The organism is Paenibacillus sp. FSL R7-0297 (genome assembly GCF_038009025.1).
Classification (GTDB): Bacteria; Bacillota; Bacilli; order Paenibacillales; family Paenibacillaceae; genus Paenibacillus_AQ.
The window spans coordinates 2,619,346-2,643,940 of sequence record NZ_JBBPAQ010000001.1; the positions used below are offsets into that span (position 1 = coordinate 2,619,346).

Below are 24,595 nucleotides of genomic sequence, written 5' to 3' on the forward strand. Positions count from 1 at the left end.
TATATAGATTAAAATTTGAATTGTATTACTGGGGGTATGGATTATCCTATATTTATATATATGCTGTATTGTTTTGTGTATTATTTACTTTTATAAAGTTATTCAATCAAAAAAAATGCTGAATAATTTTCATTGGTATTTATTGGGCCAGGCATTGTTTATTTTATTTCCATATACAATGATAAAATTACTGGACTTAGAGTTTAGATTAAACAATCAAGCTAAGAACGTAGAACTTCTTGGATTTGTAATAATGATTTTGTCAGATCTTATTATATTTCTTGTTTATAAATTTGATTTACGAAAAGAAAAAAACTACGTAATTCGTTATAACAATATTATGAATAAAAGTATTATTTTTATTGTATATATATTTTCTTTTTTTTCATTTTATTTTGCAATTACAAATATTTTAAAAGTCGGATTGTCGAATATTACTAATAATATGATTTTAAGAATTCAATTATCTACACTTGGACCATTTGCTATTATTCTTATGTTCCCATTAGGAGTTTCCACTTATTATTGGATAAGATTAATCAATGGTGATAGAGCGATTAGTACCAAATGCAGTTCAGTAACATTTTCCCTGATGGCATTTGTTGTAGCATTTTTTAGAGGACAAAGAACTGATATTATATTAATTATATTGTTGCCTCTGCTTTATTATTTTTATAAAAAGAGAAAAATATCTATTCTCATATTTAGTTTTATTGGACTTATAGTGTTGTCTTCTGTTTATGCGATTTTTTTTAAAGTAACTACAAATAGTTTGGGATTGAACATTGGGGATGCTATAAAAGGAGTATTTACTGGAGACCTGGATAGGAACTGGACTTATTGGATGAGTGTGCAGCATTCTCAATTCGTTTCAAATAATATAATGAATGAATCCTTCTCAGGATATTTATATACCCTACTTACTTTTATACCTAGAAGTTTAATAGATTCGAAAGGTTATTCCACAGAAACATGGTTCGTTTATTTTATGGGAAATAACGTGTTTTATGAATGGGGCGTAGCTTCCCTCTCAGATATTAATTGGGGCATCACTTTAAGTGGACTTAGCGAAGGCTTTATAAATGCAGGGTATTTAGGAGGAATTATTTTTAGTGTAATTACTGGATATATATTACGAAAACTGGATCTTATGGTTGTGAAATATAAATATCTTAGTTCTTGCATTCCGTTAATTTCATTGTTGCTGTCTGGTTATACATTTTATAATATAATTGTTATTTATCTACCGGTTGTACTAACATTAATAGTCTTGAATAAAAGAGATATTATAAAAGGGAGTTAACCTAGTGCTGAAAAAAGTTTCAATAATTATGGGGATATATAATTGTGAGAAAACGTTGACAGATACCATAGATTCAATTATTAATCAATCATATGACAATTGGGAACTAATTATGTGTGATGATGGTTCGATTGATAAAACTATTAAAATAGCTAAAAAATACTCTGATAAAGAGAATAAAATTAAATTAATTGTTCATGAAAATAATTATGGATTAGCTAAGTCTCTTAATGATTGCCTTAAGTGGGCAACAGGTGATTTCATAATGAGACATGATTCAGATGATTTAATGGTAAGGGATAGAATTGAAAAACAAGTTTCTTATATGAATCGATATAAATGTGATGCTTGTGGATCGGGAGCATTTATTTTTGATGAATCTGGAGTATGGGGATTAAGACAGCCTACAGAGTTGCAGAATAAATACTGTATGATACAAAAAGCTCCTTTTATTCATCCTACAGTTATAGTCAAAAGAAGTGTGTTGAATGATGTAGGGGGATATTCAGATAATGAATTAACAAGAAAACGATTGGAAGATTATGATCTTTGGATAAAATTATTTGAAAAAGAGTATATTCTTCGTAATATACAAGAACCACTAATTTACTTTAGGGAAGATAGGAATTCATATAATCGAAAAAAAAGAATATTCAGACTTACTGAGACTAAAGCTAGGCTTGAAGCATGTAAGAGATTAAATATTCCATATTTAAAAAGAGTTGGTGCTTTTAAGCCGTTACTAATTATGTTCTTACCTAAAGGAATATTAAGAAAACATCATATTAATAAATCAAGTGAGAATTTGAGAATCCTTAACAACATTTCTAAAAATAACGATATTTAATTACTTTGTTAATAACTAAATATTAAACTATCATGTGAATTGAAAAGGGGTATTGATTAGGATGGACAATATACCAAAAGTGGTGCATTATTGTTGGTTTGGGAGAGGAGAGATGCCTGAGTTAACTGAAAAATGCATTAAGAGTTGGAAAGAAAATTTACCAGATTACGAAATAAAAATGTGGAGTGAGGACAATTTTGATATTCAATCCAATATATATGTAAAAGAAGCGTACACTGCAAAAAAATACGCCTTTGTTGCAGATTACGTAAGACTTTATGCTTTGTTAAATGAAGGCGGTATATATATGGATACGGATGTTGAAATTATAAAACCATTAGATAGATTCTTAGAACATGAAGCATTTACAGGTTTTCAAACTGTTGATGAGCTCCTTACAGGTCTAATTGCAGCGAAACCAGGGGATAACTGGGTAAAAGAAAATTTTGATGTGTACAAAGATAAAAAATTCATCAAGAGTGATGGAACTTTTGATATGACCGCTAACGTATTAGCAATAACGAATATATCTAAAAAAATGGGATTTAAAAGAGGGAATGATTTTCAAATTTTAACAAGTGGATTGGCAGTTTATCCAATAGAATATTTTTGTGCTAAAGATTATGTAACTAATAGATTATGTGTAACTGAAAACACATATGCAATTCATCATTTCGCAGGATCATGGTTACCGACAAAAGAAAAAGTAAAATTGAAAATAAGAGGAATTATTGGAGCAAGAATGTATGAGAAATTCAAAAAAGTATTATTAAACAAATGAGTGAAAGATTCTTAGTAAGAAGGTGATATAAAGTATGCTTTATAATATTTTAATTCCAGATTTTTTGAAAGAATATATTCATTTAACTAAACTGAAAATAAAATTTCGCAATTGTGAGATTCATTCTTTTAGGATAGCAAAAAATGTATACTTAGGAGAATCGGTTATTATTATGAATAACACTGTTATTCATGATAATTGTAAAATATCTGATTACAGCTATATTAATGCGAATACCGTTTTAGGATACGTTGAAATTGGGAAATTTAGTTCTATCGGGTGTAATTGTCAAATAGGAGTTCCGATTCACCCTAGTGATTACATTAGCACTTCTCCGTTTACATACGGAAATAATAATATTTTTAATGTGCCGCGTTTTTATGAAGAATTTCAGTCAAAAACAATGATCGGAAATGATTGTTGGATAGGAAGCAATGTTGTCATTATGCAGGGTGTAAAAATAGGGGATGGGTCTATCGTAGGAGCAGGTTCAGTAGTTACTAAAGATGTTATACCTTTTAGTGTAGTTGCTGGTGTTCCTAGTAAATATATAAAAATGAGATTTAATCAAGAAAAAGTTGATACTTTAATGAATCTTAAATGGTGGGATATGGATAAGGAGAAACTAAAAGAATATAAGCATTCTTTTCTCAATAGAGATAATTGGTACTCTAATATAAATTAAAAGCTTTTATTTAGTGTGAATACTGATGATTTAATGGTAGGTAGGTATAATATGAGAAAAACTGCAATATTTATTATATTAATAACAGTAGTTTCAAATGCACTTGGTTTTTTACGAGATATTGTTCTTTCATATTTTTATGGAACTACAGGTGTAAGTGATGCCTATTTAATATCTTTAACTATTCCAGGTATCATTTTTACTTTTATAGGTGTAGGGCTGAGTACTATATTTATACCTGTATATAGTAGTGCATTGAGTGAAAAAAATCAAATTTCAGCAGATAAATTTATGAATAATACTATAAACTTTTTGTTAATAGCATGTAGTTTTATCGCTATAATAGGTCTGGTGTTTGCTGAAGAAAGTGTAAAGCTATTTGCCTCTGGTTTTAAAGGGGAGACGCTGAGGTTAGCTGTTTCTTTTACTAGGATTAGTGTATTTGGAATTTATTTCTCTGGGTTAATATATATTTTAAATGGCTATTTACAAATGAAAAATAAGTTTATTATTACGGTTGCAATGGGATTGCCTTTTAATATAATTGGAATACTTTTTATATTTTTAGGGCATAAGTTCAATATTATGCTTCTTTCATTGGGTAGTATTGCTTCAGTTGCAGTTCAATTCTTATTTTTACTTTACTTTGCAAAGAAGCAAGGGTTCAGATATGAACTCATACTAAATAAAGATGATGAATATTTTAAAAAAATGTTGAATTTATCTTTACCTGTCATACTAGGGGTTTCGGTAAATCAGATAAATTCCCTAGTAGATCAAATGATAGCATCGAATTTAGTTGCAGGCGGGATCTCTGCTCTTAATTATGCAAACAAAATCAATTTATCAGTTAACACTATTTTTGTAATGTCAGTAGTTACAATGCTATATCCTAAAATTTCAAAATTAGCGGCTGAGAAAAATTTTGAGGAATTGAAAAAATCAGCCATAGAGACAATAAATATAATAATAATAATAATATTGCCAATAACAATGGGGATTTTAATTTTTTCTAAACAAATAATCACCTTATTATTCGGCAGGGGAGCTTTTAATAGCTTAGCAATTGAAATGACTTCAGAAGTATTAATATATTTTTCTATTGGTATGATTGGATTTGGATTGAGAGAAGTTTTATCTAGGGTCTTCTATTCAATGCAAGATACTAAGACACCTATGTTAAACGCAGCTATTGGATTAGTTTTAAATATTATTTTAAATATTATACTTTCAAAATTTTTAGGCATTGGTGGATTGGCATTAGCAACCAGCATCTCAGCAATTTTTACTACAATTTTGTTATTTATAAGTCTGACTATAAAAGTTGGTGATTTTAGTTTTAAGAAAATAATGGGTGATTTTACGAAAGTGCTTATTTCATCTGTAATAATGGCACTAGGATCGCAACAACTATTTTTATATTTTTCGTCTAGGTTTAGTTCAAACATATCCTTGGTTATATCAATTCTTTCTGGAGTTTTAATCTATTCATTTTTAATATATATATTGAAAATTGATATTGTAACGAATTTAGTTAAAGATTGGAAATCTAAATTCAATATTTGAAAGGTGTGAAAGTATATGGCAATATTGGTAACGGGAGGAACTGGTTATATTGGTAGTCATACAATTGTCGAATTGCTCAATGAAGGATATGATGTTGTAATTGTTGATAATTTAAGCAATAGTAAAATAGAAGTATTGCATAAGATTAAACAGATAACGAAAAAAGATTTTAAGTTTTACGAAGTTGATATCCTTTGTAGAGAAGCTTTAGAAGAAATTTTTAAAAAGAATTCTATTGAAGCTGTTATTCATTTTGCTAGTCTTAAATCTGTAGGGGAATCAGTTGCTAAGCCGCTTATGTATTATAATAATAACATTGTTGGGACATTGGTTCTTTGTGAAGTAATGAATAGATATAACGTGAAAAAAATGGTTTTCAGTTCATCAGCAACTGTTTATAAAGGAAGTGATTCTCCCCTAACTGAAGATTCAGAACTTGGGGCTACTAATCCGTATGGTAATACAAAACTAATGATTGAGCAAATATTAAGAGATATATATATGTCAAATAACTCATGGGGCATAACCCTTTTAAGATACTTTAATCCTGTAGGAGCTCATGAGAGTGGCTTAATTGGTGAAGATTCGGTAGATACTCCAAATAATTTGATGCCTTATATAACACAAGTTGCAATAGGTAAAAGAAAGCAGTTAAATATTTTTGGTGATGATTATAATACATATGATGGTACTGGGATTAGGGATTACGTTCATGTTGTAGATATTGCTAAAGGGCATCTAAAGGCTCTCGATGAAATTTTAAACAAAAACCAATGTGAAGTTTATAACTTAGGCACAGGTAAGGGTTATAGTGTTTTGGATATAATATATCAATTCACTGAATCTACAGGTATTGATATACCATATACAGTCTGCAACAGGAGACCAGGAGATGTAGCTATTTGTTATGCAGATTCAACAAGTGCTTATGAAAAATTAGGCTGGAAATCCGAACGTAATTTGGACGATATGTGCAGGGATTCATGGAAATGGCAAGTGTTAAATCCATTTGGTTATTAACAATAATAAGTATTTGATAAGTATATTTTATGGTTTACAGTTGTTAGATAGCAAAATTATTCCAGTCCACATATCCACAAAATGACAAACAAATAGTGCATCCCGGTCTATACTTAGAAGCAAATCTATTTATAGTCAAGGAGAGATGGACCATGCCTAATTATCATTTTAGGGAAATATGGACACCTTTGCGATGGATACAGATCCGGTTCTACCGGGATGATGCGGATCGGCTGTGGGTGAAGCGGGGTAAGCAGCGGAGGCAGCTGCTTCGCAAACGGGATATCGACACGACAGAGACCTTACGAGACCATTAGGGTCTCTATTTTTTTGCTATAGCCGGGAATGGCAATCTATTCACAGTAAATCCAGTGAGAATGGCAATTAGGTTGCCAGCAGTTCACGGATTCGACTAATCTGCAATATTCTAGACTATTGACCATTGGAATAATGTGACATATTATTACATCTATAAACAAATGTATAATATTTGGATTCCAGTTAGGTGGTGTTTGCGTGGTCCCTACTACAACTATGATTCGCGATGCACTGGCGATGTATCTGTCGCAGAAGGGAATGTCCATTAATCAATTCTCCGGACAATCCGGAATTAATTCAGGAACGCTCAGCCGGATACTTAGCGGTCAGCAGCCGATTGCTATGGACCATCTGGAGCGAATCACTAAGGCGATGGATCTGCCGGAGGACTATTTCTACAGCTTATACGTGGATGAATGTTTCTATTACTCGTCACCAACCTGGCGGCGTCTAAGGCCCTTTCTTGTGCGGTCGGCTGCACTAGGCCGTCTGGATTGTATTGAACAGGTGGTTCAGAATCTGCTAGAGAATCTGGTCTATGCTCCCATGCTGTTCGAAGTAGCTGAAGGACTGTTTCAAGAGGGGCTGTGGCAAGCTGCCGAATTGTTGTATAAGAATGTGAGTGCCAGTGAGAAGTATCAGAATTCCGAGAGACTCGCGGTATGCCAATATCGTCTATTCCGAATCGCCATTGGTGACGACCAGATGCGGAATTTGCAGGCGGCGCATCTCTTCGAAGGTTACCTGGAACGTCTGGATGAAGCGGATCAATTGGACGGGTTGAATCATTTGGGTCATGTCTACGGTTCAATGAATCGGTGGCATAAGGTGGATGAACTGGCGAAGAAGATGCTGCAATTAGCAACTCTTCGTTATAATCTCCAGCAGCAGTCGAACCGTAGTGAGAGTAACGAGAAAAAAACTGAGAAACCTCTGTACTTCTATATCCTGTACGCGCAGCTTATTCGTTCAGCTGTGTGTAAGGAATTAGGAGATTTCAATTCGGCATTAGATTGGGTGTCCCTCTATATGGATGGGAGCTGGATACAAGAGGACAATGAAGAAGTGAAGCGGACTATGGCTCAGTTCCAGGAGTGGGGTACCGCGAACAGACTGCTCTATCGGGTGCTGGGAGGACAATTCGAAGTACTCTCAGCATATGTCGAATATATCTCCCACCGACCAGATGAGATATTCATAGGGTTATACAATATTATCTTGTCGGCTAACCGTTATGACTGGAATGTTGATTCTATTCTGGAGCGGTTTGCTGCCTATATTCCTTACCGGACGTATTCTACAGAATTTGGCGATTATAATAGGCAGGTTATGTTGGAACAACACACTCAATTCCTTGCTGAAATGGCAGCATATTGTTTACATAATGAGCGTAAAGAAGGTATTAGATTCATCCTGCAAAGTTTGGAATCATCTGCTAGAATCAATAATGAGAGCAATATTCTCAAATGTGTTGATCTGTTCGAGCAGCATCGGCATCTGGCAGATGAAGAAGAGAAAGAGCAATACAAACATCTAATTAGGGAGGTGCAGGATTCACATGAAAAGAAAATTGTTCAAGCTACTTGCTTCCTGTAGTCTGGCTATTGCAATTATTATAACTGTTGGTACTGCTGAGCCTGTAGCAAACATCAGTACTCAAAGTCTTATTCAAATTATGAATCATGGTTATGGTGGCGGTTGATGCTTACCGGGCAGCAATAATTTAATCCGCAGACTAAGCAACGTTCCCGGAATACTGGGAACGTTGTTCTTTTATACAGAAATTAATATTCTAGCCTCACCATCCACAAACCGACAAACAAACTAGGTATCCCGGTCTATAATTAGTAGCAAATCTATTTATAGTCTGGGAGAGATGGACCATGCCTAATTATCATTTTAGGGAAATATGGACACCTTTGCGATGGATACAGATCCGGTTTTACCGCGATGATGCGAATCGGATGTGGATTAAACGGGGGAAACAGCGGAGGCAGCTGCTTCGCAAACGGGATATCGAAACGACGGAGACCTAACGAGACCTGAGGGGTCTCTATTTTTTTGGTTTCAAGTGCAATATCATTCCCTGTACCTTACACATATACGCAAAAATATTATGGAAGGCTTGAACGGGTGTTCCAGATTGTTGCGGGTGTGGCCCCTGTCCTGTTCTTCGCGGTCTCAGGTGTGACTACTACGTTGCAGGTGAAGCGGCGCAGCTTCAGTTCCCTGCTCGGCTTCTATGTGCTGTTCGCGGTCATCGGGTTCGCCTACAATCTGATGTGGAGACCGGATGTACAGGCTTTTCGCATCATGGATGTTCCCCAGATCATCGCGCTTGGCGTCCTCAGTGTCTATTTGCTGGAAAAATATCTTAAGCCCCCGCTCTATCTGTATCTGCTGCTGTCGCTGGCTGTGTTTGCTTTACGTATTTTCCTTGGCTGTTTGCTTTCTTGGCGGGAGTCTTTGCGTACCGGGCCAGTAACCGGGTGAACCTCATCATGACTTTGGTTGCCGCCGCACTGCTGGGGATTGTAAGTTACGGTGGCGTGAGTGAGGCAGATTACGTGAAATATAATATGTCCATGCCCTATCTGCTGTTGTCTATGACTGTGCTGTTCGGGGCGTTCTCTCTCTTCCGAAGTATCAACAGCTATGCTCCCGCAAGTCCGCTGCTGTATGTCGGCAGGCATTCGCTGCTGTTTCTGTTTACCCATCTGTTCCTGATCCTCGCGTTTGACCGGCTGGGTCTGGGTCGTCTGCACATTGTGCTGATATGGGGGCTGGTGCTGATCTGCACCTATGTTGGCATGCATATCCTGCTGTGGCTTAACCGCTTCATAGCGCCGTATTTGGAACACCTCCTGCCTTGGGGGATCATCGTCATTAGTGTGATTGCCATTCCGCTCGTGATCCCGAACAGAGACCTCATCATCCTGATGGAGGCGGCGCTGGGTATGCTGTTCGCTATGAATTATAAGCAGCTCTCCAGCCTGATGTCGGCAAGTACATCGGCGCGGCGGGAGGCAGCACTGAAGGAGGTTGTGCGGGAGCGGGCTTGATTGCTTTTTGCTAAGTTTAAGCGGAATTGCTCTGTTATAGTATAGAAACGATGGGGACTTGAGAGGTCTTCGTCGTTTTTTTGCGTACTCATGGTGTGAATTGCAGACAAAATGTGACAAAACCGTAGTAGTAAGGATGTTTTTCGACACCTTATTAAGGAATTAATAGACATATTCGTTAGAAAAATGTAACATCTTTGTTATGAAACTTTTTAATAGAATTACTTGGGAATGGAGGGATATTGTAGTTCTGATTAAAGGTTATGATGAATGAACTAGGGAGAAGGAGACAACGTATGATCTCGAAAAAATTAAGAACTACGGTTTCGCTGATGTTAGTACTATTGTTATCATTTATGAGTGTACTTGAGGTATCTGCAGCCTCGTTTAAAGCGGGGGTAGTCTCAAATGAACGGTTGCCGGACGGCAAACAAAAGATTACGGTCAACAGTGTGGTAGACGTGACTTATAGCGATCTTAAGGTTCTAACGGGGGTTAAGTTCGTACTTAAGAAGGACGACATCGAGATAGCCAGTCTGGCGAAGGCGAGGAATGTAGCCCAGCTTACTGTGCTGGATTCAGTTTATACATCTATGACGTACAACAATCTTTCTTTTGAAGGTCTGGCAGCCGGTGAGGAATACTTCCTGCATGCAGAATATGCAGGCGAGAAAGGGACGATTGTGACACCATCCCAGAGCATCCGTGTACCTTCTGCTACAGGAATTGATATTTCGCTGGAACGAATGACCAAAGATTCTAATACATATGAAAGTTCCTCTACTTCGGAAATCCGCAGTGATGATAAGAATGTAAGACTTACCATCCTGAATAATGGTGTTCCGCTTGCGGGTGAATCTGTTGCAGTGTGGAGTAATTATAGTTCGTACTATTATACTACGGATGCGAGCGGGCAGATCCAGCTTAAGGATAATACGAAACTGGTGCTCAATAAATCGGTTATGTTTGTATTACTGAAGCAGGGAAGCGAGCAGTACGAAGCTAAGCCTATCTATATAACCGATCTTCAAAAAGCAGGTACTTATACTGTAGCTATTCGTTATCTTGATGCCAAGGGAAGATTGTTCCGCGATCAGAGCAGAAATATCTACGGGTTAAGCGGACTCGACGATCAGAGTGCTGTCCCGGGGTATGCTATGCTGGTACTCAGAACTGGAGAGGTATCAGGGAATTACAGCTCTTATGTACTTAATAATAATGAAACGTATTTGTTCCAGACACCTGTTTCTTCATTGTACTCGTCAGTAGACGGGGTTCATAAAGAAGTTATTGAGGATGCGAGCGAGTTCAGCCGTGTGAATCTCCAGTACACCTGGGATGATAAACCTGTGATTGTGGACTATTACTCCTTAATTGATAACAGTCTGTACAAACAGATTAATAGTACAAGTGGTGCTCCAACTTTCTATGGAAACACAGTCTACCTGAAGAAGAACAAAGAATATGAATTTACAACGCTTGGAAGAGTCGCCGGTGTGGAAGGTAAGATTGTGTTCCGGAACAAATTCAAGCCGGTGGAAGCCAGCCATGAGGTAGCGCTTGCTGCGAAATCCAGTGATTTCAGTAAGCTGAATATTCAAGCACCTGTTATGGATGGAACTCAGGCAAAAGTTCAAGTATCTTATCTGAATGGAAGATTCAACTACAACCAGATCAGTATGTATGCTCCTGCGGCTGGCAGCGATGTATACGTACCTAAAGGTGAACAAATTCACCGCCTGACCACAAACGTTGCTTCGGGAAGTTCTTATGCCAGCGACACTAATACGAATGCCGTTGCACTGGATTCGTATTTCACTCCGACTGCTGATGCTTATGCCTTCCATGGCGGCAGCACTTATAAGACTCAGATTAGCTTCAGGGTGCAGGATACTAGTTATTATTACAGCGAAGCCGAAATGCGGAGTCAGATTGTCCTGGGCGAGAGTGTAGAAGCTTTGGTTAAAGTGACAGATGAGCATGGCAATAGTCTTGATGTGAGCAGTAATTATAGGCTGGTAATTACGGATGAGAGTGGCACTGTCATTTCGAACGAATACCTGAGCTGGACTAGTGAAGAACAGGAAGGTAATCTGCAGCGCATAAACAAGCGGGATTGGAAGCCTGCTAAATCGGGAACTTATAAGGTTCAATTATTCCCGTATGTATACAAAGATGGCGGATATGTATTTGGGGCGCTGTTGGGCGAGGCTGAACTGAAGGTTCTGCCGAAGAACGAGCTTGATATCGAAATTAGAGGCGCAGACGGCAAACTGGTTGACCTGGTAGACAAGCCATACCTGACCGTTGACCAGGCGCAGAAGGTAACGATTACAGTACGCCAGCATGATACTGGTGCACAGGGACAACCGGTGGCTGGAGTAAAGATCAGCCGTTATGATGAAGTGCTCGGTACCACCGATGAGCAGGGAACGTTCACGATTCCTGATGACAAGGCTTATTATATTGGTGAACTGTACTTCAACAAGACTGATTATTTAACTAAAAAGGTATATGTAGCGATCATTAATCCGGAATCTCAAGCTGTAATCCGTGTGCGGGGCTTGGATAAAGCTGAAGGTACTGGCTATGAGGGCGGGGTTCCACTGGATTATGCCAACATCCAGGCTACAGTTAGAAGAAGTGACGGATCTTATTCAGTTACATCTGATTACCTTAGCACTTCTGAATCACAGGGGTTTCTGGTGGTGGATTCTCCTTCAGTGGTAGGCGTTGACTTCATGCGCTACGACAGAAGCTATACCGGAGTAGAGGCCAAATATGGTTACTACATGTATGGTTCCATTAGCACAGAACCCGGCAAGGATTATTCGCTGGTGCTGGACGCAAGACAAGAACTTCAGGAAGTCAGCAAGGTTATTCTGGATAAGCCGACAGAAGAACTGTATGTGGTGCGGAGGGATTTAGCCGGGGCTAGTTATGTTCCCCATGTTATCGACAGCAACGCTGTAGATGAGAATTATTTCTACGCTACGCAAGGAACTTACAGTATGATGGCACAGACCCAATCGGGCACTTTTGTATACCGTGATAACGTTGTAATCAATGCAGGAGACAATAGCTTAACCATGGATGATTCTGCTTCCGGGCTGGCTTCCTTGGTGTCACCAGAATCCGGAACCATCTATGCTGTTGAATATACCACAGCCAACAAATCGAAACTTCAAGGCTATGCGTACAATGCCAATCAGGTACAAGTGACACCAGGAGATGTAACGGTGTATGTAGACCAAATCATGGGTGCTATAGAATACCAGTATAATATTCATTTCGCACCTGGAACTTTGCAGGCAGGTACGCTCACTCAGCTTGCACCACAAGCCTTGCAAGGAATAGATATTGTAGGACTGCAGAACGGCAAATTGATACGCCCGGCCGGTGCGACCTCGCTGGAGATTGGACTGGTCGATGCGGCAGGCAATCAGATTGCACAAATTAAGAAGCCGCAAATTCTGGTTGCCAATGGGGGCTGGAGCAGTGGAAGCAAGAGTCTGTATCCTGAACATGCTTCTTATGAACTCCAGAACGAAGCGGGGGAAGTGCTGTCCTCACAGATCTCACTAAGCTACCCGCTAACGGCAATTACTTATAATTATGCAGATGGCAGATATTTGACTGACGGTACGTACTTGATCAAAGCTTCCCTGACCATTGACGGACAAATCTATACACTGGACAAAAAAGTAACTCTGGAGACGGCTACAGGCACTGTGGTTGATCCAGGTCAGAATCCGCCGGGAACAGATATTGGAGGTGGTGGAAACGCCGGTACTACTCCAACGCCAACGCCAACGCCGACACCAGCTCCAGGGGGATCCGGGTCAGGAACTTCCGGTTCTGCTGCCACTCCGGCTGCTTCCTCTCCTGCAGCAACAGCAGGGGGTAATGGGAATGTACAGCAGCAGAATGACAAGCTGCAAGACCTGTTGAAGAATACTTCAGGTTCAGCAGCCGAGAAGGCTTCGGCAGCACAGAATGCGCTGTCGAGCATTGCGGAGTCACTCAAATCGGTTAACACTCCTGCACAAGCTGAACAGAACAGTAAGAGTCTGTCTCTGGCTATGGATACGGCAGCACAACTCCTGGAAACCATTCAGGATCCTGCAGAGAAACAGAAGATTGTAAGTTCTATTACAGAGTTGGTAGGCAGTGCTCCGTATTTACTGAACAAACTGGACAGCTCTGACAAGGCAGTTGAAGTCGCCCATGCACTTATTGAGAATGCGGCTGCAGTGCTGAATCATGCACAGGGCATCACGGCGGAAGAAGTTCAGAAGTTAAAAGACGCTGTCATTTCTTCCAGTCAGGCTGCACTTAACAAAGCTGGTGAGGTCACGATCGCCAAAGAAAATGTAACCGTGGAAGGGAACGCCGTCTCTTCACAGCTGGATTCGGGATTAATCAGTGCACAGATTGAAACGGCGAAGCTGGCGTTGGTCTCTGTCTCTGGAGATTTGACAAGCAAGCTTGGAGCCGGGACCGCTGCTGATCTGAAGCTGAGCCTAACGGTTAAAGTACCTCCGGTGAGTGAAGGGATTCATAAGCTGAATACCACACTTCCATCAGAGATTCTTACACTGGTGAAGGAGAATGATATTGCCGGATTGAAGATCCAAATGGACCAAACGGCATTCACCATCGAGCCTGATACCTTCGGTAAAATTGAGGCAGGCCAGAAGATTAATCTGGCAGCAGAAGTTGTAGAGAATGCTGTTATTAACAAACCTCGTCAGGCAGAACCGCTGGCAAACATCCCTGTGATGGAATTCAGTGCATCTGTTGGAGGTCAACCGGTTAAAAGTTTCGCCAAGCCGATAGACGTGACTTTTGATGTATCCTCTATTGATACTTCGAAATACTCAGAGGCTAATCTTGAGAATCTGACCGTGTATGTCCTTAATGAGGAGAGTCTTACTTGGGAAGCCGTTGGAGGTAAATATGATCCTGTTACTCAAACTGTAACTGCTCCGAGAGGACATTTCAGTAAGTACACAGTGATGCTCGGATCCGCTGCCTTCTCGGATGTTCCTGCTACTCACTGGGCAGTTAAAGAGATCAATTATTTGTTGACCAAGGGCGTCCTGGATGAGGGCGGAGTGTTTGCTCCATCCGACAAGATTACCCGCCAGCAGTTTGCGGCAATGATATCCAGAGCCTATGGATTGAATGGGGAAGGCGTAGCCTTGCCTTTCAAGGATATTAAGCCAACGAATCCATATGCGGATGAGATTGCGGCTGCTTATGCAGCGGGGATCATTAACGGCAAATCGGCGGTTGCTTTTGACCCTGAGGCAACCATCACGCGTGAAGAGATTGCAACGATGCTTGCACGGGCAATTACAACGTATAACGGTAAATCGGCTGTTGCCCAGCCGGCAGCAGTGAATGCAGCCTTTAAGGATGCAGCCAAGATATCGAAATGGGCTGCTTCAAGCGTGGCGTTGACTAAGAGCATTCATTTATTCGAAGGCTTCGAGGATCAGAGCTTCCGTCCTGCTCAAACCGCCAGCAAAGCAGAAGCCGCGGCCTTAATCTATCGTTTGTATCAGCTGAAATAGTAACTTGCAAGTCGAATTATAAGTAGAGCCCGAAGAAACTGACCCGCCGTTGAGGTGAAGTCGGTTTCTTTGGGCTTATTGTCAAATCGAACGTTTGTTCTTTTTATAATATACGAATCCAGTAAAATGGAATATGATCGCATGGAATAAGCTGGATTTCTCGAAACGGGAGGCGACAGAAATATCCATACCGCATGATGAAGCTTTTAAGAAGCTGCTGGAGCCGCAATCGTATAGAGACACACAGTTTCACGAACGGATGTTTATTTACTTCAGCCGTCTATTCGAGCGCTACCGGAAAGAGCATAAGTTGATTATTCCAATTGCGATTTTTACTTCAGACGAGATCAGGGAGGAGCAGGACATTTTGGAAATGAGTATTCCGGAGCACCAAATCCTGCGCTTCCAGTTTCTAAAGGTGGAGCTCCGTAAGCAGAACTGGCGCCAATTTATTAATTCGGATAATGCAGTGGCTGCTGCGTTGCTAGCCAAAATGGGTTATACTACAAGAGAAGCGAGAGAAGTACGCGGGGAGTTCCTGCGAATGTTCATGCAGCTAAAAGCACGATTGGATCAGGGACGGCTGGCGCTCATTATGTCCGTGGCAGATTTGTATTTCAAGCAGGATCGTGCACAGGATGAAGAGATTCTAAGAGAATTAATGAAACAATACCCGGAGGAGGGTGAAGCAATAATGGAGTTGATGCCACACTGGAAACGTTGGGGATACGAAGAAGGAAAAGCTGAAGGAAAAGAAGAAGCCCAAGCGGAGATTATCCGTAAATTGTTGCTTCATGGATTTACTCCGGAAGCTGTATCCAAAGCCGTTGAGTTACCACTGGATGAGATTAAGAAGCTGATGTAATTCTGGATAGTTATATACCTACAATAATCTAAAGAAGACCTTGGTACTCAAGGTCTTCTTTTCGTTGTATAGGAAAATCATTACTTTTATCCACCCGTTAGTGTAATAGCATTTCTGCCATCAGGCTCAGAGGACGATGGTCTACTACCCTTCCCCCTCCTCCCGCTAATCAGCAAGCTAAGCACCGGGACCTTCTGAATCACCAGGTTCAAGGCGAGCGACCCGGCTACCGCAATTATAGTGGTCGGCAACCAGCCCAGATAGGTCCCCAGCACATAATGTTCGAGGAAGTTCAGCAGCAGGATGAAGACGCCGTAATGGAAGATCAGGATGACCAGGGACTCTTGGCCGATGTAGGTCAGGAGGGCCGCGAATAATTTGGACTTGGACAGCAATTGGGTGCCTTTGATGGCCAGCAGGCTTCCGGCGATGCCGGCGAGGTAGAAGAGGAGCAGGTTGCCGTACACCCGGTTGTTCATGTCGACATAGGAGTTGAAGTAAGCGGCAGCCAGGAAGATGAACAGCAGGATTAGGGTATTGAGGTTGAAAATGCGGATATTGCTCAGTACCTGATGCTGCTTCAGCTTATAGCCAATGAACACATAGAGCTGGGCCACTAGGGCCACATCGATGTTCCAGGGCAGGAAGATGACCCGTCCCAGGCCATAGCCGGTCAGGCTTAAGGTAAGCATGATCCCGAGCTGGAGCTGCCAGGAGCGTGTGTGTATGTAGCGCATGGTGATGCAGAAGACGATCTGTGTGACGAACAGGCAGGTCAGGAACCAGATGGGGATGTTCAGCAGCAATCCGTTGGAATAGTTGCCGTAGAGGAGGGCGACCAGCGGCTGGACCCATCCAATATCCGGACTATGGTCGCTGGCGAGCATCCGCAGGAGTGCCCAGAGGCAGTAAGTCAGCAGCCCGGCTGTGAAGTAGGGGAGGACGAGAGTCAGGAGCTTGGTCCGCAGTAATAGCTTAAGATTGTCAAAATACCTGGAGGCGCTGAATAAGTAACCGGAGACGATGAAGAATAGCGGAAGACGGAAGTCTCTGAACATATCGTTCAGTACAGCTGGAGTCAGGCCGGCATGTCCAACGACGACCAGCAGGATGGTGATGCCGCGGACCATATCGATAACCTTCAACCGTGTGGCCTTCGGCGTACTGCTATTTCCTGCGGATAATGATGGTTGTGATGCTTGCATGGGGTGACATCTGCCCCTTCCATAGGTGTGTTATAGCCTACGATATCGGATATGAGTGGCAGGGACAATGGTACAAAATAGTTATTTCAATATACTACCTCAGCTGGTTGTATATTCTTTATTGATGGATATCCGTCCTGCTCGGGGCAGTGAGGAACAGGATTTGCAGCCGTTGTCCCCCCTAAATAGCTCGAGCCCCCAGCCAATTTTGTATATAATAAAGTTAACATAGTGTTGGTGAGGTTCTGATTATAAGAATTCTATTATGGATTAATGCTGAACTATAGGGAGGCTGGAAGATGAAAGCAACAGCAAATCAGCAACCATCCGGTACCCGGACGAGCAGCAAGCCGGTTGTGGTTGAGACAGTGAATTACTACAAGCAGCTGGGTGTACGGGTGAATGCTACGCCGAAATCGATTGAAGCGGGTTATGAGGCCAAGATTAAGGAATTTCCTCAAGAGCAGTATCCGGAGGAGTTCCGTAAGATCCGCGAGGCTTATGATAACTTGAGTGATCCAATCCGGCGTGACGAATATGATTTCACCCGCAAGAACGGCAGCACACAGAAACTGGATACCCTCATTGATAAAGGCACGGATGCCTTCGCTGCAGGGGACTTCCGGCTGGCGGAGGAGCTGTACCGCAAGGTACTGGAACTCAAGCCGGATCACTCCGGGGCAAGCATTGCATTATCCGGAGTGTATCTTGCCGAGGATAAGCTGAGCATGTTCGATGAAGTATGGAAGAAGGTAGAGGCGCTCAGTCCCAGCACGCGGTCAAGTGTTATTGGTACGATGCTGCAAATCCGTGTTCTGCTGCAGTACGAGCGATATGAGAAGGCTCTAAGTGTTGCGCGTGCGCTGGATAAGAAGCACCGTGCCTGGCGGAGAGTCTATCTGACGGACTATACCGATGTGCTGATGATGAATCAGCTGGGAGATGAAGCCTGGGGAATATATGAAGAGATGGCTGGAGAACTGAAGGAGGGCCTGGATGAGGACCTGAATGAGAATAATGATGTTGAACTGAAGGGAGATACTTTACAGTTCTATTTTTATTGGATCAAAATCATGGTCTACACGAATAAAATGCAGTTCTGGCATAAGGTTAAGCAGGAAATAAGGGCTTATCTGCGCTCCTTGCCTGAGGGGGCAGAGAGAGAATCAGCGGTGGAACGTCTGCTGGAAGAGAGCCGTGAGCTGGCAGAGAACAGAGCCTACAAAGAAGCGCTGCTCTTCGCCGAGCTTGCCCACTATATAGATCCCGGCAATCCGGCTGTGCAGCAGCAACGCACGCTGGCTCAAGGGGGAAATAAGCTGCTCCTGGAAACCGACCGGCTCATCAAAGACAAAAGCATGTATCCGGGCGTACAGGCCAAAGCCAATGATTTCTTCACCTCGGAAGGGTATAGGCATCCGGCAGAGAGGCTGGATCAGGCTCCTCCAGATGGGATGTGGCCGTCCGGCGGGGCAGAACACGGTGACTATTTCATGACTGAAGGCATCCGGATCATGAAGCGTAAGTACCCGCACGTGTATAAGTCTCATCAGCAGCTATGGGACAAGCTGATGTCCTAAAAGCATAAAAGGGCCGCGGATCAATGCTGATCCACGGCCCTTATACGTTCTGGTGAATTGAATTCTAAGAATTCAGATTCACCCGCTCCGGAATTACAAAAGAAACGGTGGTGCCGGCTCCAAGCTGGCTGCGAATGACCAGTCCCTGGCCATACAGCTGTGTCAGCCGCCGGTTGGTATTCAGCAGTCCGATGCCGCGGGAAGGCAAGCCGAGTCCGCTGTCGTCCAGCAGATGACGAACCTGCTCATCAGGCATCCCTTTGCCGTTATCCTCTACTTCAAACGATGTGTACCCCTGCCGGCGGTGAATGCGGATATGCAGCCTCCCACCGGCCTTCCGGCTCAGCAGGCCGTGTCTGACCGCATTCTCGACCAGCGGCTGGAGGGTAAGCGGCGGGAGGAGCAGCTCAATCCCTGGTTCGACCTCCCATTCGATCTGCAGGCGTTCGTCAAACCTGGCCTTCTCAATAAACAGATAGGACTCTACCAGCTCCAGCTCATGGGACAGTCCGACCCGCTGCTGTGAGTTCATATAGTCGAAGCTGATTCGCAGATAGGAGGAGAACGCCTCTCCGAGATCACGCATCTTCGGGAGGTCGAATTCACTTAAGGCCAGCAGTGCGTTCAGCGTGTTGAATAGAAAGTGCGGCTGAATTTGCGCCTGCAGGTAAGCGGCCTCCAGCCGCAGGCTCTGATTAATGGACTGCTTCAGTCCGGTCAGGGAGCGGACCCGGTATTTCAGCTCCAGGGCGTCCACAGGCTTCGCGACATAATCATTGGCTCCGGATAAGAATCCCGTATAGATATCCACCGGCTGATTGCGGGCAGTGAGCAGCAGGATCGGCAGCTCTGAGACAGAGAAGCGCTGCCGGGCGATCCGCGTTAGCTCGTAGCCGGACATGTGGGGCATCATGACATCGGCGATCAGCAGGTCCCAGGGTTCGGTGCCCAGCAGATCCAGAGCTTCCTGGGCGCTGGTGACAGTGACCAGCTGATGCTGTTCATCCGAGAGTATGCTGGCGAGTACCTTGAGATTGACCGGATCATCATCCACGGCGAGAATTAGAGTCTTGGCCGTCATGGAGGTCTCCTGCAGCTGCATCTGAGGGAGAGAAGGGATCTTCTGTGATGCAGCTGCAGAGATACCGCTGGTATCAGGCTGCGGGAATAACAGTCCCCCCTGTTCAAGCAGCAGGTCTTCCATGTTCAGGCTGCTATTCATCCTTGCAGCAGCGGCCTCTTCCGGCACATACCGGACCTCAGAAGCTGATGCGAGGGGAAGGGTGAAGGTGAACACGGACCCCTTCCCGGGTTCGGATTCCACAGTAAGGTCTCCGCCGTGAAGCTTTGCCAGCTGCTTGCTGATGCTTAAGCCCAGCCCGATTCCGCCTCCATCATTGATGCCCTTACTGCCTCGCTCATAAGGCGAGAAGATCCTCGCTTGTGTCTCCGTGTCGATCCCTATACCGGTATCGGACACGCTAATCCTTGCAGTCTTGCCGGTAATCCCGGCAGAGACGGTGACTGTTCCGGCCTGCGTGTATTTGATGGCATTGCGCAGCAGGTTATAGAGAATCTGCACAATCCGCTTCTCATCGCCCCAGACGGGCGGCAGGGAAGCGGGTAATTCGTTACGCAGCTGCAGCTGTTTGCTGTCTGTCATGAATTCAAACATATTCAGAATTCCGGTTACCAGCGGCCCGATGGCCAGCGGTTCACGCTGTAATACAATCCGCTTCTCCTGCAGACGGGTCACATCGAGCAGATCATTCAGCATATGGGACATCCGGCGGCTGATGGTAATGAGCAGCTCCAGATCCTGGTAGCTTTGATGATCCTGGAGGGAATTCTCCTTCGCTGTTACAGTTTGGGCGATGCTGATGATGCCATGCAGCGGCGTTCTGAGTTCATGTGCCGTATTCGCCAGGAACTGATCCTTCAGATGATCGCTTTCCTTCAGCTGCTGGTTAAGCAGCCGGTTCTCCTCTGCATTGCGGAAATACCGCTTGAACCAGTATGCGGAGAAACAGATGATGGCTGCGATGACATCTACCGGATAATACAGAATACTTGCTTGGCTTCTCGATTCGAAGGATCCGCCAATGACACTGGAGCCGATAGCTGAGGCAGCAAACAGCAGAAATACGGAGTCCTGCTCCTGCCGGACAACCATGCGGCCAATGGAGTATACGACGCCTGCGATCGGAAGCAGGTAGAGCACTGTGAAGAAGGGCCTTGCATACAGGGCGTACTGCGCAGGCATCACCAGGATATAGACGGTATAGAGGGACAGGAGAAGCAGGTACCCTCTGAGTAAGCGGACAGGCCGCTTCTGCGCGGAGAAGCTTCGGGTCAGCAGCAGCATGAACAGGGAGACCGCAAGATAAGCCAGCATTTTGAGCTTCAGCGCCCAGGTATAATTGATCGGCAGCCAGAGCAGCAGCAGGGTATCGTTATCGGTCACTATAGAAGCGGCTACCGCCAGCAGCAGCAGGCAGAACACCAGAAACGCTTTTTGCCGATTGAAAAAGAATAGAATTCCCGCATACATCGCATGCAGCAGCATGATCACAAAAGTGACCAGCTGGAAGCCGATAGAATACATCCTTTCCGTATCTACCGCTGCCTGGGAGCCGAAACGGATGGATCGGACAATCCCGCCTTCAATCGGGTGGTCGTAATTGGCCGCACGGACCAGCAGCGTGATCTCCTGCTGCCCTGCCGCATTATAGGCTGCTGTGTAGGAGACTGCCTTAGGTGTATAGTCCTGACGGTTTGCGGCCAGCTGCCCGAAGCTGCCTTCGGTCTGCCCGTTAACCTCAATGCTGGAGGCCGCCTGGATACGCTGAATCCAGAAGCCGTAAGGCTCCTGCAGCCCCGGGTCTACCAGTATACGTAGCCTGTAAGTACCGTAGCCGAAGGAGGAGTGCCCCTCCTCAGGGAAACCGCTGCTCCAGTCGCCGGGAACCTGCACAACCTGCTGCGCAGCCGGGGGCTGCCCCGCGAAGCTCTCATAGGTGAGGAACTGGCCGGGATAGAATTCCCATTCACCATCCAGCCGCACAGACCGGGAGTTCTCGAAGTCCCAGCCCCTCATATCGAGGACGCCCTGCTTCGCTTCCTGATGCTCAGGCGCCTCATACGCGTTGAACCACAGATAACGTATGCTAATCAGGAGGGTCAGATATAACAGCAGCAACAGAGCGTGCTTGAGATTCAATATGCTTGTGGTATTGATCATGGTTTGCTTCGGTAAGTTAGTCTTCATCATACGTTCTCTATTCGACATGTTTCGATGTTATCCTGCCGGGAAATGGCGGGTTCCTGCTCTACCCCCATACCCCGACAAGCAGAATGCCTCCAAAGATGACTACAGAGCACAGAATGCGCCGCAAGCCCTGCTGTTCTTTGAGCAGGAGGATACCCAGGAACGTAGCGAATATGGTCCCAATCTCCCGCAACGGGCTGATATGGGCGAGCGGCGCCTGCTGCAGTGCGAAGAGGAACAGCAGATACGAGCCCGGATTCAGCACACTTCCCAGCAGGATGGTGAACTTGTTGCTCTTCCACTCCTCCAGCAGCTTGCGCGATTTCAGAACCGCCGGAGTCAGACCGGCGACAAAACCGATATTGGTGACCTCAAGCAGCGCCAGCGGAGACATGTGCTGGAGATTCAGCTTATCGACGAATACATAGCAGGTTGTGCAGAGTCCCACGCAGAGTGCCATAAGAATCGGTGTATACCCGGACTTCCGGGAGGCGGTGGATGCGGAAGCAGATAGGGATGTGGTTGAGCTTCTGGAGCCCAGTCCGCTGAGCACTGCGAATCCGCCGAGCATGAGGGCAATACCGGCCCATCCATAGACAGACAGCGATTCGCCCAGAAAAAGAACACCGATCAGCGGGATAAGCAGCGTGCTCGTCCCCCGCATCACCGGATATATCTGTGATAAGTCACCCATCTCATAGGTTCTGGATAAAAGCCAGGAATATAAGGCCTGCAGCGCCACAGACAGCAGCAGCAGGGCATAAGCTCCGGCTGCAAGCGGGTGAGTCCACAGCTCGGTTATTAGGATAGGGAGCAGCAGAATAGTAGAGATCATCATGATCGACCACAGGAAGATGCTTTTGTCCCGGCTTCTTTTGGTGAACATGCTCCACACCGCGTGACACATCCCGGAAGCCAGAACCAAAAGAATTGGCAGCAGCATTAAATTTCAACCCCTCAAGGAAATCATTAGTATTCTGAATCAGCGGCAGGTACAGGGGGATGGGAGGGTTGTTCCAGCAGAGCCGAGCCATCCTCAAGCCGGAGCCAAGTCTCGAACTGCTTATCGCCCTCAGTCAGCCGGATGACACGCGCTCCCCGCATGAAGCCTTCCCGCCCGTATGTATTGTAGCCGGTGGCCCGGCCATAGCTGAGCCGGATGCCATGCAGGCTGCCGGTGAAGTCGTTCACATGATCATGTCCGCAAAAAGTACCTGCCACATCGCCCATTTCCACCATAGCTGTGAAGAGTCCCGAATTAAGCACCGGAGCACAGACCTGCTCGAATTTATGGCCGTAGCAGGTCTGCGTGGACCACATCTCGGCATATTCCGGCAACGGGATATGGAAGAATGCCAGCGCAGGCAGCTTGGTTTCACCTGTCAGGGGATTCAGCCGGGCCGATTGCTCTGTCAACCAGCGGATTTGGCTCTGCCGGACCCAGTTATAGCCGGGAATCTGCGCAAGCCCGGAATAGGCACCAGTGTCCAGCATATAGAGAACGGCGCCCGCCCTGGTGCCGGTGCCCGCAATCTCAAGCGTATAATTACCAGAACCGGCCAGCTCTGCCGGACCTGCTTCAGCCAGGCAGTGGGGATGCTCTAGTGCAATGTCCATCAGCTCACTGTAGGAGACACCTTGCTCGGTATCATGATTGCCGAAGACGAAGGCCCAGGGAGTACCGCTCTTCTCTACAGCGGCCACGGCCTCCCGGAACGCCTGCTTGGGCTGCTCGCATGCCTGTTCTCCTTCCGGGACAGGTCCGGTATAGATCAGATCTCCTGTGAAAATAACGAGGTCCGGCTGCTCCGCTTCCATCACGCGTTCCATAAGCTCCCGCGTCCGCTGATCCTCAGCTCTTCCATCCATCCAGTGAAGATCGGTGAACTGTACGATGGTAAAGGTTCCATCCTGGCGGAATGATAAATTGTGCTTCATGTGAAAATCCCCTCTCTGCCTGAATAAAGTTATGAATGTAGTTCATTGGGTATTCAAGTGCATTCATGTTGTTTTATATTTCTTTATGTTGTTTCATGTTGATTTTAGGATCATAATCCGTTTCTGTCAATCTATAATTGGATGGATTGCACTTTCTGCAATAGAATTCGCTCAAACCGGCATGAAATCTCATTCTGCTGTATTTCATACAACTGATTCCTCCAATTTCACCCTAAAAGACTCCTTTTACAAAATTCTAGTGTACAGAGTGCAATAGATTCTATTTTTCGGCGGATTTAGGGGTTATCTGCTGCAGGAAAGTGCAATTGAACTATAATTGGAACTGCAACCGGTGCGAAACCTTACTCCTGCTTGAAGCAGAGTATTTTCTCGCTTCGCAGGCTTTAACTGTATTTTGTACCACTAAAGTTGCCGGATACGGTGCGCCAGATCATTTTAACTGCACTCTATACAATTAAATAGACCGCCGCCATTCCCTGAATGGGTCGCTATACGCTATGGTTAGTTGTACAGAATACAGTTATCGCAATAAATTCACGCTTTAGCTAACTTTTAAT

Annotated in this window: 17 protein-coding genes; 13 read left to right on the top strand and 4 right to left on the bottom strand. The window is 44.3% G+C overall.

Annotation, left to right across the window (positions count from 1 at the left end; all coding sequences use genetic code 11):
- The first annotated feature begins 253 nt into the window (after nt 1-253).
- The 12 genes from MKZ24_RS11590 (at nt 254) to MKZ24_RS11645 (ending at nt 16,026) form a co-directional block, all read left to right on the top strand.
- On the top strand, nt 254-1,303 hold the full coding sequence (locus tag MKZ24_RS11590) for a hypothetical protein (RefSeq protein ID WP_445324163.1): 1,050 nt from the start codon (nt 254-256) through the stop codon (nt 1,301-1,303).
- A 4-nt stretch (nt 1,304-1,307) separates the two neighbouring features.
- Nucleotides 1,308-2,150, top strand: a complete 843-nt coding sequence (locus MKZ24_RS11595; protein ID WP_340783098.1) for a glycosyltransferase family 2 protein — start codon at nt 1,308-1,310, stop codon at nt 2,148-2,150.
- Between the two features lie 61 nt (nt 2,151-2,211).
- The gene (locus MKZ24_RS11600) at nt 2,212-2,931 is read left to right on the top strand and encodes a glycosyltransferase family 32 protein (RefSeq protein WP_340783101.1); all 720 of its coding nucleotides are present in this window, start codon (nt 2,212-2,214) and stop codon (nt 2,929-2,931) included.
- 34 nt (nt 2,932-2,965) lie between these two features.
- Nucleotides 2,966-3,616, top strand: coding sequence for a xenobiotic acyltransferase family protein (locus MKZ24_RS11605; protein WP_340783102.1), 651 nt, complete (start codon nt 2,966-2,968; stop codon nt 3,614-3,616).
- Nucleotides 3,617-3,667: 51 nt separating this feature from the next.
- A complete protein-coding gene (gene murJ / locus MKZ24_RS11610; protein ID WP_340783104.1) occupies nt 3,668-5,182 on the top strand; it encodes a murein biosynthesis integral membrane protein MurJ in 1,515 nt (504 codons plus the stop codon).
- Nucleotides 5,183-5,197: 15 nt separating this feature from the next.
- Nucleotides 5,198-6,202 carry a UDP-glucose 4-epimerase GalE gene (galE, locus tag MKZ24_RS11615; RefSeq protein WP_340783106.1) on the top strand — a complete coding sequence of 335 codons (1,005 nt, stop codon included), beginning with the start codon at nt 5,198-5,200 and terminating at the stop codon, nt 6,200-6,202.
- A gap of 152 nt (nt 6,203-6,354) precedes the next feature.
- Nucleotides 6,355-6,519: a hypothetical protein gene (locus tag MKZ24_RS11620; RefSeq protein ID WP_340783109.1), complete on the top strand. Its 165-nt coding sequence runs from the start codon at nt 6,355-6,357 to the stop codon at nt 6,517-6,519.
- A gap of 199 nt (nt 6,520-6,718) precedes the next feature.
- The gene (locus MKZ24_RS11625; RefSeq protein WP_340783111.1) at nt 6,719-8,116 is read left to right on the top strand and encodes a helix-turn-helix domain-containing protein; all 1,398 of its coding nucleotides are present in this window, start codon (nt 6,719-6,721) and stop codon (nt 8,114-8,116) included.
- 537 nt (nt 8,117-8,653) lie between these two features.
- Nucleotides 8,654-9,013, top strand: a complete 360-nt coding sequence (locus MKZ24_RS11630) for a hypothetical protein (protein ID WP_340783113.1) — start codon at nt 8,654-8,656, stop codon at nt 9,011-9,013.
- 8 nt (nt 9,014-9,021) lie between these two features.
- Nucleotides 9,022-9,582 (top strand): hypothetical protein, encoded by a 561-nt coding sequence (locus MKZ24_RS11635; protein ID WP_340783115.1) that lies wholly within the window; start codon nt 9,022-9,024, stop codon nt 9,580-9,582.
- A 296-nt stretch (nt 9,583-9,878) separates the two neighbouring features.
- A complete protein-coding gene (locus tag MKZ24_RS11640) occupies nt 9,879-15,161 on the top strand; it encodes an S-layer homology domain-containing protein (RefSeq protein WP_340783117.1) in 5,283 nt (1,760 codons plus the stop codon).
- Between the two features lie 133 nt (nt 15,162-15,294).
- The gene (locus tag MKZ24_RS11645; RefSeq protein WP_340783119.1) at nt 15,295-16,026 is read left to right on the top strand and encodes a transposase; all 732 of its coding nucleotides are present in this window, start codon (nt 15,295-15,297) and stop codon (nt 16,024-16,026) included.
- A gap of 86 nt (nt 16,027-16,112) precedes the next feature.
- Here MKZ24_RS11645 and MKZ24_RS11650 read toward each other — a convergent pair whose 3' ends face one another.
- Nucleotides 16,113-17,231: an acyltransferase family protein gene (locus MKZ24_RS11650; protein WP_340783121.1), complete on the bottom strand. Its 1,119-nt coding sequence runs from the start codon at nt 17,229-17,231 to the stop codon at nt 16,113-16,115.
- 299 nt (nt 17,232-17,530) lie between these two features.
- On the opposite strand from MKZ24_RS11650, the gene MKZ24_RS11655 reads away from it, so the two are divergent.
- Nucleotides 17,531-18,811, top strand: a complete 1,281-nt coding sequence (locus tag MKZ24_RS11655) for a J domain-containing protein (RefSeq protein WP_340783123.1) — start codon at nt 17,531-17,533, stop codon at nt 18,809-18,811.
- A 64-nt stretch (nt 18,812-18,875) separates the two neighbouring features.
- On the opposite strand, the gene MKZ24_RS11660 is transcribed toward MKZ24_RS11655, so the two are convergent.
- Genes MKZ24_RS11660 through MKZ24_RS11670 form a run of 3 tightly spaced genes read right to left on the bottom strand, consistent with a single transcriptional unit; the run spans nt 18,876 to nt 24,017 of the window.
- Complete coding sequence (locus MKZ24_RS11660; RefSeq protein ID WP_340783125.1) at nt 18,876-22,100, bottom strand: ATP-binding protein; 3,225 nt, start codon at nt 22,098-22,100, stop codon at nt 18,876-18,878.
- A 40-nt stretch (nt 22,101-22,140) separates the two neighbouring features.
- The gene (locus MKZ24_RS11665; protein WP_340783127.1) at nt 22,141-23,022 is read right to left on the bottom strand and encodes a DMT family transporter; all 882 of its coding nucleotides are present in this window, start codon (nt 23,020-23,022) and stop codon (nt 22,141-22,143) included.
- 26 nt (nt 23,023-23,048) lie between these two features.
- Entirely contained in the window at nt 23,049-24,017 is a 969-nt protein-coding gene (locus tag MKZ24_RS11670) for a metallophosphoesterase family protein (RefSeq protein ID WP_340783129.1), read from the bottom strand.
- Nucleotides 24,018-24,595: the final 578 nt, after the last annotated feature.